The organism is Nonomuraea sp. NPDC049378 (genome assembly GCF_055586745.1).
The window spans coordinates 1,014,024-1,025,026 of record NZ_JBVJHP010000001.1; the positions used below are offsets into that span (position 1 = coordinate 1,014,024).

Below are 11,003 nucleotides of genomic sequence, written 5' to 3' on the forward strand. Positions count from 1 at the left end.
CCATGGAACGGTCAATTCCCTTCGGTGGCGTCGTGCGGCTCGGTCGGATACGCCTCACGGCGGCCCGCTTCGGCTCCGATCTGGAAGTCTCCCCACCGCTTCTGGGCTTCCTCCGGGGTGGTGAGCGTGCGGCTTTCATGGCCCTGGGAGCCGCCTCCACCGCGCCCGGAGCCGGACGTGGCGTGCGGCGGCTGGCGGCGGCGCTGCGGGAGCGGCGCCAGGTCCTCCGCCGACCGTTGTTGCGGCGCGGTCACGAAGTCGGTTCCCGCGGGGGAGCCGACCGGTTCCAGCCGCGACGCCGCCGGCAGCGGCTCATGCTGGCCGGCCGGGACCGACGCGCGGACCGGCTCGGGCGCCAGCACCGACGGCCGGGTGTTCTCCGGCATCTCCACCAGCAGGGCGGCGGGGACGGTCAGCACGGCCTGTACGCCGCCGAAGGCGCTCTTCTTGACCGTGACCTGCAGGCCGTAGTGCGCGGCCTGGCGGCCGATGGCGGCCCAGCCGGTTCGGGGAGGGTTGCCGAGGTCGACCAGGCGGATCGGCTGGGTGCCGCTCAGCAGGCGGGTGGCGCGGGCGTACTGCTCCTCGTTGAGGCCGACACCGGCGTCGTCGATGACGATGGCGGCGCCGCTGTTGGTCTCGTGCACGGCGATGGTCACCTTGAGCGTGCCGTAGGAGTGGTGGACCGCGTTGGCCAGCAGCTCGGCGGTGATGAACAGGATCGACTCCGCGGCGCGGGCGGCGACCCCGATCCGGCGGCGCAGGTGGTTGGCCGGGCCTTCGATGCGCTGCTCGAAGTTCTCCACCCGGGAGATGGCGCCCACCACCAGGTCCACCAGATACGTGTCGTCACGCGACAGGCCGGGCGTGGCGCCGCACGCGATGCCGGTCACCTGCACGCGACGGATGATCAGTTCGTTGAACATGTCCAGTCCCAGCACCTCGCGCAGGAGTGCGGTGTGCTCGTCGCCGCTGTAGCGCTGTTGCACGCCGGCGAGCAGGTCCTGGCCGCGCAGCGCCTGGGTCTGCACGCGGGACATCGCGCCTCTGATGACCGCCTGGGCCGCTTCGTCGATGCGCTCGCCTTCCTCTCTGAGGCCGCGGGCGAACGCGTCGAGCAGGGCGCTGTGCTGCCTGTCGACGTCGGTGCCGGCGAGTGCCGGCTCCTGCACGCCGGGCACGACCACGTGGGGGGTACGCAGGTGGGACAGCAGGGCGGGAATCCGCCTCGTGATCAGGTGCTCGGTCTCGGCGCGCACGAGTTCGTGCTGCGCGCGCGCCTCGCGCAGCTGCTCCGCGCTCTCCTGGATCTGGCGCTCCGCCCGGGCCAGCCGCTGCTGGCCGGCGCTGGTCTCGTGCGTCCGGTGCCGGTGTTCCTGCCGGGCCTGACCGAGCTGCCCGCGGGCCTGGGCGAGATCGCGGCGTACGCGCAGGTGGAGGAGCACGACACCCACGAGGGCGATGAGGAGGCCAAGGGCGATGAGCGTTATCGGGACGCTGAAGGAGTCTGGCGGCATGACAAGTCCTGAGGTCGAGGAGAGCCGGCGGAAAATGTCAACCGCCGAAGAATCTGCTAGCGGCGCGTGGCGGAATCAGCACGACGTCCGGCATGGACCATGTCGGTGTGGACCCCGCCTCTCCGCGACGTCGGCACGACTGCGTGCCTGGTGCGGCTCTGCCTGGGGTAGGGCGAGGCCAAGCGACATGGCACCCTCGGTCTCAGTCGAACGACGGTCAACGGGTAAACCAGTATTCCCGTTTAGTCATGATAGTCAACCGCATGTAAAGGCATCATTGCGTTGAGTTCGTACATATTGTCCGATTTTCTCCTTTGGCGGGGCCGAAGAAATTCCTGCCGCGGCGCCACCGAAGGCCAGGCCCGCTGACATCCAGCGGGCCTGTCTCTTCTGTCCGAAAATCGCCGGGGAGTCGCGTTTCCGCTAGACCCCTTCGGCGGCGGGCTCGCGTGCCTCGACGGCGTCGGAGGCCGGGCCGGCGGCGGGCCGCAACACCGTGAACGCGAGCAGCGCGGCGGCCACGGTGAACCCGGCCCCCACCCACGACCCGACGTGCATCGCGGTGGTGAACGCCTCCCTGGCGGGCTCCACCATGCCGAGCCTGAACGCCTCGCCGACCGACTCCCGAGCCGCCGCGGGCACGCCGTCGGGCATGGACGAGGTGAACACCCCGGCCAGCACGCTGCCCAGGACGGCGATGCTCAGGGCGAGGCCCACCTGCTGGACGGTGTCGTTGAGCGCCGATCCGACACCGGCGTGCTCCAGCGGGATCGCCCCCATCAGCGACGCGTACGCCGACGGCCCGGCCAGCCCTCCACCAGCGCCCATCAGCACGAGGGCGCACATCAGCGGCAGGTAGCCGGTGGTACTCGCCATCACCACGAAGCCGGCGGCCATGACGAGCAGACCGCCCGAGACCAGCATCCGGTTGCTCACCTTCTTCCCGAGCCCCGCGCCGATCCCGTTGAACAGCACCGCGGCGGCGGCCTGCGGCAGCATGGCGAGCCCGGCCCGCAGTTCGCCGTAGCCCAGCACGAACTGCAGGTACTGCGTCAGCATCAGCATGACCGCGCCGGCGCCGAACGACATGAGCAGGATCGAGAAGGAGGCGCCGCCGAAGTTGCGGTTCCTGAACAGCGCCAGCGGCAACATCGGGTGCTCGGAGCGGCGCTCCCAGAACACGAAGGCGGCCAGGGCGATCACGGCGAGGGCGATGACCAGCGGGTTCCACTCGCGTTCGATGATGACGTAGACGCCCGCGGTCAGGCCGGCGATCGACAGCACCACGCCGACCGGATCGATCTTCCGCCCGCCGCTGCGGGTCTCCGGCATCAGGACGTAGGCGGCGATGATGGCCACCGCCGCGATCGGGATGTTCAGCAGGAAGACCGAGCCCCACCAGTAGTGCTCCAGCATGAAGCCGCCCAGCGTCGGCCCCGCGATCACGCCGAGCATGGCGACGCTGCCCCAGATGGCCATGGCCTTGCGCCGCTCGTCCTCGGCGAAGACGGTCATGAGGATGGACAGCGTCGAGGGCATCAGGATCGATCCGCCGACGCCCATCAGGGCCCGCGCGCCGATCACCTGCCACGGCTCGCTGGCCAGCACCGCGAGCAGCGACGCCCCGCCGAAGAAGGCCAGGCCGATGACCAGGAACCTTCTGCGCCCGTACCGGTCGGACAGGCTGCCCGCGGTCAGCAGCAGGCCAGCGAAGACGAGCACGTAGGCGTCCAGGATCCACTGGATGTCGGAGTACGTGGCGCCGAGTTCCTCGATCAGCGACGGGATCGCCAGGTTGAGCACGGTGCCGTCCACGGTCAGCACCAGCAGCGAGAGGCACAGGACGACGAGAGTCCACCACCGACGGGGGTCTCGTACAGCGTTCGAGTTCACTCGCACACCGTACGACAAACCTCGTACGGTGTGCGAGTGCTTTTATCATGGGCGCATGACCGGCAAGCAGTTCACCTCCGTATGGCTCCGCGAGCCGCGCAAGGCGACCACTCCCGGTCGCAGCCGCGAGGAGATCGTCAGAGCCGCCGTGGAGATGCTCGACCAGGAGGGGCTCAGCGGGCTGAGCATGCGCAAGCTCGGCGCCAAGCTCAGCGCCGGCGCCACCAGCCTCTACTGGTACGTCGCCACCAAGGACGAGCTGCTGGAGCTGGCCTACGACGAGGTGTGGGGTGAGATGACCGTCCCCGATCCCGGCCGGGTGGGCTGGCGCGACTCCGCCTCGGCCCTGGCCCACGGCATGCGCCAGGTGGTCCTGCGCCACCCGTGGTCGGCCGACCTCATCGGCCGCCTGCCCGCGCTCGGCCCGCACGCGATGGAGGTCGCCGACCGCATGCGCAAGATGTTCAAGGCGGCCGGGTTCACCGGGCCGGCCATCGACTTCGCCAACGCCACGCTGACCGCCTACGTGTTCGGCATGACGATCCCCGAGACCGCCTGGAACGCCACGATGGGCGCCCAGTACGACCCCGACGAGATGCGCGCCGCGGTCGCCAGGGCCGCCGCAGGTCACCCCGACATGCTGGAGCGCATCAACATGGACGACTACGACGACCCGATGGCGATGCGGGAGATGAGTTTCGACTTCGGGCTCGTGTCGATGCTCGACGGCCTTGAGCGGCGGCTGGCGACGTAGCAGGATCCGAGACATGAGCGATTTCCGCGCCGCCCGTGACTTCCTTCTCGGCTCCGACCCCGACACCGCGCGCCGCGACTTCCGCTGGCCGGAGCCGTCGGAGTTCAACTGGGCGCTCGACTGGTTCGACGGGGTGCTGGCCGCGGAGACACCCGGCGCCGTCGCGCTGAGGATCGTCGGCGCGAGCAGCGCCTCCTACACCTTCGCGGAGTTGTCGGCCCGCTCCAACCAGGTCGCCAACTGGCTGCACCAGCAGGGCGTGCGGCGCGGCGACCGGATCCTGCTCATGCTGGGCAACCAGGCCGAGCTGTGGGAGTCGCTGCTGGCGGCCACGAAGCTGGGCGCGGTCATCATTCCCGCCACCACGCTGCTGACCGCGAAGGACATCACGGAGCGCATCGAGCGCGGCGGCGTCGCCCACGTGATCGCCAACGCGGCCGACGCGGGCAAGTTCACGGGCGGCGAATACACGAAGATCGCCGTCGGTGACGCCTACACCTGGCTGGCCTACCACGAGTCGTACGAAGCGCCCGAGCACTTCGTCCCCGACGGGCCCACCCGGGCACAGGACACGCTCCTGCTCTACTTCACCTCCGGCACGACCTCGCAACCGAAGCTGGTCGAGCACACGCACGCCTCCTATCCCGCCGGGCACCTGTCGACCATGTTCTGGATCGGCCTGCGGCCGGGCGACGTGCACCTCAACGTGTCGTCCCCGGGCTGGGCCAAGCACGCGTGGAGCAACGTGTTCGCCCCCTGGAACGCCGGCGCCACCGTGCTGATCCACGACTACCAGCGCTTCTCCGCCCGCGCCCTGCTGGAGGTGCTGCGGGACGAGCAGGTCACCACGTTCTGCGCGCCCCCGACCGTGTGGCGGATGCTCATCCAGGAGGACCTCGCGGCCTGGCGGCTGCCGCTGCGCACGGCCGTGGCCGCCGGCGAGCCGCTCAACCCGGAGATCATCGACCAGGTGGCCAAGGCGTGGGGCATCACCATCAGGGACGGCTACGGGCAGACCGAGACCACCGCGCAGATCGGCAACGCGCCGGACGACCCGGTCAGGCCTGGCTCGATGGGGCGGCCGCTGCCGGGCTACGAGGTGGTGCTCATCGACCCGGTCTCGGGCGAGCAGGGAGACGACGGTGAGATCTGCCTGCCGCTGGACGATCGCCGCCCCCTAGGCCTCATGTCCGGATATGTCGGTGGATCCAGTGAAGCCATGCGCGACGGCTTTTACCACACCGGCGACGTCGCCACCCGCGACCAGGACGGCTACATCACCTACGTCGGCCGCACCGACGATGTCTTCAAGGCCTCCGACTACCGCATCTCGCCGTTCGAGCTGGAGAGCGTCCTGCTGGAGCACGCCGCCGTGGCGGAGGCCGCCGTGGTCCCCGCCCCCGACCCGGTGCGGCTGGCCGTGCCGAAGGCCTACGTGACGCTCGCGCCCGGTTTCGAACCGGACGAGACGACCGCACGGGCGATCTTCGAGCACTGCCGCCGGGAGCTGGCGCCGTTCAAGCGGGTGCGGCGGCTGGAGTTCGACGAGCTGCCGAAGACCATCTCCGGCAAGATCCGGCGGGTTGAGCTGCGGGTACGCCAGCCTCGCCACGAGTTCCGCGAGGAGGACCTGACGCCATGACAAGAACTCACAGTGTAAATCCCCCTTTACCCGTTCTTACAGGCTGATCAGCTAGGCTCTGCCCCGTGTTGCCCACCATCGCCGACGTCCTCGCCCTGGAGACCGTGCGCCGGGGCAACCCGCGCGTGGTCGCGGGCGCCGACCGGCTCGACACCAAGGTGCGGTGGGTGCACGTCGGTGAGATCGCCGACATCGCTCATCTCCTGCGCGGCGGGGAGCTCGTCCTCACCACGGGCGTCGCGCTCCCCGACGACCCGGAGAAGCTCGCCGACTACATCGGCGAGCTCTCCTCTGTGGGCGCCTCGGGCCTGATCGTGGAGCTGGGCCGCAAGTTCGTCCGCGAGTTGCCCCGCGCCGTGGTCAAAACCGCCGAGGAGCACGGCCTGCCGGTCGTCGTGCTGACCCGCGAGACGCCGTTCGTCCAGATCACCGAGTCCGTGCACGCCCGGATCATCGACATCCAGCTGGAGGAGCTGCGAGCCTCCGAGCAGCTGCACGAGGTCTTCACCGAGCTGTCGGTCGAAGGCGCCTCGCCCGCCGAGGTGCTGGCCCAGGTGGCCAGGCTGTCCGGCCGGCCCGTGCTGCTGGAGAACCTCGCCCACCAGGTGCTGGCCTGCGAGTCCGCCGGCCGCGACACGGGCGCCCTGCTGGCGGGGTGGGAGAGCCGGTCCAGGGCGGTGGCCCCGGCCGAACGCACCGCGTACGACGCCGCCTCGGGATGGCTGGTCACCACGGTCGGCGCGCGCGGGCAGGACTGGGGGCGGCTGATCCTCATCTGCGACTCCTCGCCGAGCCCGCGCGACATGGTGCTGGCCGAGCGCGCCGCCACCACGCTCGCCCTGGGCCGCCTGCTGGAGCGCCACCAGGAGTCGCTCGAACGCCAGGCGCATGGCACGATCATCACCGGCATCCTCACCCACGCCTACGCCGATCCCGAGGAGGCCGCCGCCCGCGCCCGCGCGGTCGGCGTGCCGCTCACCGGGCGCAAGCTGGTCAGCGTGGTCATCAGGCCGACCGACCCGGTGGACCAGGCTCTGGACGGCCAGGCGCTGCTCGGCGAGCTGGCCGAGGCGACCGCCGCCGCCTGCCGCGACGCGCGCCTGCCCGCCCTCGTGGGAGCGCTCGACCAGGAGCGCGTCGGGGTTCTGATGCCGCTGCCGCCGCGCGCCGAGGCCGAGGCGGCGCTGACCGCGCTGGCCGACCGGCTGCGCGGGCTGTGGCGGCCCGGCTCGGCGTTCGTGCTGGCGGCGGGCTCGCTGGTGGAGTCCATCAGGGACGTACGCCGCAGCTTTCTCGAAGCCGAGCAGGTGGCCGACGTGGCGGTCCGCCAGCCGGACGGCCGAGCCTTCTACCGGCTGCCCGACCTGCGCCTGCGCGGCCTGCTCCACCTGCTGCGCGACGACGCGAGGCTGCAGACCTTCGCAGAGCGGGAGCTGGGCCCGCTGCTGGCCCACGACGCTCAGCGGGGCGGCGATCTCACCCGCATCCTGCGCATCTATCTCGACGCGGGCAGGAACAAGGCGGTCGCCGCACAGAAGGCCCATCTGTCCAGGCCCGCCTTCTACGACCGCCTGCGCCGCCTCGAACGCATCCTGGACACCGATCTGGACGACGTCGAGTCCTGCCTTTCCCTCCATGTGGCCCTGCTGGCCCTGGAGTCCTTCCGCCGGGAGAGCCGGTGAGCCTCCCGATGCGCTGGAATGGGCGATATGTCTGATGTGCTGATGCCCGATCTGGCCGATCTCGGCCGCATGCTCGCCACCGCGGGAGCCTTCTCGGTGCCCGTCCACGACGTGCGCCTGGCCCCGGACGAGCTCGATCCCGGCCGGATCGTGGCGGGCGCGCCCGCCGCCTCCTCACTGGAGCTCGGCGGGGGCCACGGCATCTGGGAGATCACACCCGGCGTGGTGACGGACGTGGAGACCGACAAGATCTTCGCGGTGCTGTCGGGCCGCGCCACGATCGCCGTCGAGGGCGGCATCGCTCCACGTCGCTAGAACCCCATCGCGGCCCGCACCTCGTCGAGGGTGACGACCGCCCGTTCGCGCGCCCGCTCGTCACCGTCGGCCAGGATCTGCCGCACGTCCTGCTCCGAGTGCTCCTTCCTGCGCTTCCTGATCGGGCGCAGGAACTCGTTGACCGCCTCCGTCACCAGGCGTTTGAGCGCGGCGGCGCCACCGTACCCGATCTCCTCCGCGACGTCCTGCGGTGACCGGCCCAGGCAGAGAGCCGCCAGCGTGAGCAGATTGGCCACCTCGGGGCGGTGCGTCTCGTCGAACGTGATCAGCCTGTCGGAGTCGGTGCGGGCCTTGCGGATGAGAGCGGCCGTCTCGTCCTCGGTGGCCGACAGGGTGATCGCGTTGCCCCGGCTCTTGCTCATCTTGCCGCCGTCGAGGCCTCTCAGCAGCGGATGCTCCCCCATCATGGCCTCGGGCAGGGGGAACACCTCGCCGTACCGCTCGTTGAAGCGGCGCGCCACCAGCCGCGTCATCTCCACGTGCGGAAGCTGGTCCTTGCCGACGGGCACCAACGTGCCCTTGCAGAACAGGATGTCGGCCGCCTGGTGCACCGGATAGGTGAACATCAGGCCGCTGACCGCCCGCTGGGAGCTGTGCGCGATCTCGTCCTTCACCGTGGGGTTGCGCTGCAGCTCCGCCACCGAAACCAGGCTGAGGAACGGCAGCAGCAACTGGTTCAGCTCGGGGACCGCGCTGTGCCGGAAGATCGTGACCTTGGCCGGGTCGAGCCCGACCGCCAGGTAGTCGAGCAGCAGCTCGGTGATGTTCCGCTGGATCCGGCCGGGCAGGTCGCGGTCGGTGATCACCTGATAGTCGGCGATCAGGACGTACATGGGATGAACGTCCTGCAGCCGGACGCGATTGGCCAGCGAACCGAAATAGTGGCCCAGGTGCAGCGGCCCCGTCGGACGGTCACCCGTGAGCACGACGTCTTTCATGGTGTCTCTCCTTTGGGATTTATGCCGTCCCGGAGAGAACCCGCACGTTAACCGGGCCGTCTCGAGACGGCCCGGACATGGGGAATCAGTGGCCGTCTACGGGCCACCACCACATGCCGCTCTGTGTCATATCCGAATTGTATCCACTGATGGTGTCGATCTCGTAACCTCTCCACTTCTTTCGCGTGTTCGCCTCCCTTAGAGACCTTGATCTCGTCAGGATGGTGCGGTCCTTTTACCGCCCTCTGGAGAATTCATGTCTCGACGCACCCTTGCCGGCGGCCTGGCCATAGCCGCGGCACTCACCCTCACCACGCTGCCGGTCGTGTCCGTCGCGGCCGAGCAGGCGTCGGTCAGGTTTCCGTCGGCCAAGTTCCCGCTGGGCACCCGGCCCGCGGCGACCAAGAAGACGACGACCGTGGCACAGGGCATCGACCTGTACGACGTGCGGGCGGGCACGTCGACCGACGGTTACACCGTGACCGTGCTGATGCCGTCAGGCCGCGACTACGGGACCCTCCCGACCGCCGAGGCCAAGGCGGCCGAGGTGGAGGCCACCGGAGAAACCCCCAGCCTGCAGAAGGTGATCAGGCCCGGCGTCGCCGACGCCCCCTCGCAGACCGTGTACATGGTGCGGGTCGGCCTCTGGTCCTTCAAGGACAAGAAGAAGGCCGAGAAGACCGCCAAGCGACTCAAGAAGGCCGACCTGAAGGTCAAGGTCGACTACCTCGGCGACGACGGCCTCAAGACCACGGGCCCCTGGAACGTCAAAGTCGTCATGATCGACAGGAAGACCTTCCGCGGCTCGTACGTGGCCTCGCTCGGCAAGAGCGTGGCCAAGCGCGAAACCGTCTCGTCGATGGCCAAGGCAGCCAAGGCGCTGGTCGGCGTCAACGGCGGCTTCTTCAACATCCACACCGCCAAGGCGCTGCGCGGCGAGCCCGTCGGCGCGTCCGTGGTGAACGGCAAGCTCCTGAGCGAGGCCGTCCCCGGCCGCTCGGCCGTGGTGCTCAGAGGCAGGTCCGCCAGGATCACCGAGCTGAGGACGACCGTGACCGCGATCTCGCAGGACGGCGAGCAGAGCGAGGTCAACGGCGTCAACCGGGCCGCCGCCACCGACGAGCTGATCCTCTACACGGAGGAGTACGGCGCCAAGACCCCCACCGGCGGCACCGACGCCGTGATCGACGCCGACGGCGTGGTCGTCGGCCTGCGTGCCTCCGGCAAAAAGATCACCAAGGGCATGCGGGTGCTGCACGGCAACGGCGTGGGCGCCGACTGGCTCGACGAGCATGCCTGGCGGGGCTGGAAGGTGAAGATCGACACCAAGGTCGTCGACCTGCGCACCGACAAGGCACTCAAGCTGACCCCCGAGCTGAACGTCATCGCGGGCGGCGTCGGGCTGGTGCGCAACGGCGAGGTCAGGATCACCGCCAAGCGTGACGGCCATGACTCGATGAACATGATCCTCCGCCGCCACCCGCGCACGCTCCTCGGCACCACCAGGAACGGCAGCCTCATCCTGGCCGCCATCGACGGCCGGCAGCCCGGAGTGACCGTCGGCGCGAACTTCGTGGAGGCAGCCCAGTTCATGCGCTGGCTCGGCGCCAAGCAGGCCATCAACCTGGACGGGGGCGGATCGACGGCGATGGTGGTCGACAACAAGGTCGTCAACCGGCCCTCTGACGGCTCTGAACGCGGCATCGGCGACGCTCTCCTGGTCCTGCCCAAGTAACGCCCGGAACCAGCCGTAAGGGACCCGCGCCACCACGCCCGGGTCCCTTATCCGTCGCGGATGCCGCAGATGCCACTCAAGGCGTCGCCCCACCGGACTACCAGTTGAGCGTTTGAGCGTTCAAAAAGCGCCTTCGGCGCGGCCTGGCCGCGGAGGTGGCCCAACACAAAAAGAGGGGGTCCCGACGCGCTCAGCGTCGGAACCCCCTCCACAAAGATTGTCCGGCGGTGACCTACTCTCCCACACCCTCCCGAGTGCAGTACCATCGGCGCAGAGAAGCTTAACTTCCGGGTTCGGAATGTAACCGGGTGTTTCCTTCCCGCCATAACCGCCGTAACCCCACGAAACAACAAACCACCGTTTGCTGCCTCAGAATTGCCTAGTGGACGCGAGCAAAAACTAGAAAAGTATGCTTTGTGGTCAAGTCCTCGGCCTATTAGTACCGGTCAGCTCCACACGTTACCGTGCTTCCACACCCGGCCTATCAACCCGGTCGTCTACCGGGA

Annotated in this window: 8 protein-coding genes and 2 rRNA genes; 5 read left to right on the forward strand and 5 right to left on the reverse strand. The window is 69.4% G+C overall.

The window, feature by feature from the left end; translation table 11 throughout:
- Positions 1-11: 11 nt before the first annotated feature.
- Together ACZ6SA_RS04635 and ACZ6SA_RS04640 are read right to left on the reverse strand one after the other, a co-directional pair.
- Entirely contained in the window at positions 12-1,517 is a 1,506-nt protein-coding gene (locus ACZ6SA_RS04635; RefSeq protein WP_347641406.1) for an ATP-binding protein, read from the reverse strand.
- A gap of 423 nt (positions 1,518-1,940) precedes the next feature.
- Positions 1,941-3,410 (reverse strand): MFS transporter, encoded by a 1,470-nt coding sequence (locus ACZ6SA_RS04640; protein ID WP_347641405.1) that lies wholly within the window; start codon positions 3,408-3,410, stop codon positions 1,941-1,943.
- Positions 3,411-3,465: 55 nt separating this feature from the next.
- Here ACZ6SA_RS04640 and ACZ6SA_RS04645 point away from each other — a divergent pair, with 55 nt between their 5' ends.
- The 4 genes from ACZ6SA_RS04645 (at position 3,466) to ACZ6SA_RS04660 (ending at position 7,803) form a co-directional block, all read left to right on the forward strand.
- Positions 3,466-4,164, forward strand: coding sequence for a TetR/AcrR family transcriptional regulator (locus ACZ6SA_RS04645; RefSeq protein WP_347641404.1), 699 nt, complete (start codon positions 3,466-3,468; stop codon positions 4,162-4,164).
- Positions 4,165-4,177: 13 nt separating this feature from the next.
- Positions 4,178-5,806 carry an AMP-binding protein gene (locus ACZ6SA_RS04650; RefSeq protein WP_347641403.1) on the forward strand — a complete coding sequence of 543 codons (1,629 nt, stop codon included), beginning with the start codon at positions 4,178-4,180 and terminating at the stop codon, positions 5,804-5,806.
- Positions 5,807-5,871: 65 nt separating this feature from the next.
- Complete coding sequence (locus tag ACZ6SA_RS04655; RefSeq protein WP_347641402.1) at positions 5,872-7,488, forward strand: PucR family transcriptional regulator; 1,617 nt, start codon at positions 5,872-5,874, stop codon at positions 7,486-7,488.
- A 27-nt stretch (positions 7,489-7,515) separates the two neighbouring features.
- Positions 7,516-7,803 (forward strand): hypothetical protein, encoded by a 288-nt coding sequence (locus ACZ6SA_RS04660; RefSeq protein WP_465826624.1) that lies wholly within the window; start codon positions 7,516-7,518, stop codon positions 7,801-7,803.
- Here ACZ6SA_RS04660 and trpS read toward each other — a convergent pair.
- On the reverse strand, positions 7,800-8,762 hold the full coding sequence (gene trpS / locus ACZ6SA_RS04665) for a tryptophan--tRNA ligase (protein WP_347641400.1): 963 nt from the start codon (positions 8,760-8,762) through the stop codon (positions 7,800-7,802). The genes ACZ6SA_RS04660 and trpS overlap by 4 nt on opposite strands.
- 256 nt (positions 8,763-9,018) lie before the next feature.
- On the opposite strand from trpS, the gene ACZ6SA_RS04670 reads away from it, so the two are divergent.
- A complete protein-coding gene (locus tag ACZ6SA_RS04670) occupies positions 9,019-10,497 on the forward strand; it encodes a phosphodiester glycosidase family protein (RefSeq protein ID WP_465826626.1) in 1,479 nt (492 codons plus the stop codon).
- Between the two features lie 219 nt (positions 10,498-10,716).
- Here ACZ6SA_RS04670 and rrf read toward each other — a convergent pair.
- Together rrf and ACZ6SA_RS04680 are read right to left on the reverse strand one after the other, a co-directional pair.
- Positions 10,717-10,833, reverse strand: a 5S ribosomal RNA gene (rrf, locus tag ACZ6SA_RS04675).
- Positions 10,834-10,913: 80 nt separating this feature from the next.
- Positions 10,914-11,003 (reverse strand): 23S ribosomal RNA (locus tag ACZ6SA_RS04680); the annotation flags it as partial.

Coding starts and splice junctions, on each gene's coding strand:
- ACZ6SA_RS04670 (WP_465826626.1), top strand. CDS start 9,019: ATGTCTCGACGCACCCTTGCCGGCGGCCTGGCCATAGCCGCGGCACTC.
- trpS (WP_347641400.1), bottom strand. CDS start 8,762: ATGAAAGACGTCGTGCTCACGGGTGACCGTCCGACGGGGCCGCTGCAC.
- ACZ6SA_RS04645 (WP_347641404.1), top strand. CDS start 3,466: ATGACCGGCAAGCAGTTCACCTCCGTATGGCTCCGCGAGCCGCGCAAG.
- ACZ6SA_RS04660 (WP_465826624.1), top strand. CDS start 7,516: ATGTCTGATGTGCTGATGCCCGATCTGGCCGATCTCGGCCGCATGCTC.
- ACZ6SA_RS04635 (WP_347641406.1), bottom strand. CDS start 1,517: ATGCCGCCAGACTCCTTCAGCGTCCCGATAACGCTCATCGCCCTTGGC.
- ACZ6SA_RS04650 (WP_347641403.1), top strand. CDS start 4,178: ATGAGCGATTTCCGCGCCGCCCGTGACTTCCTTCTCGGCTCCGACCCC.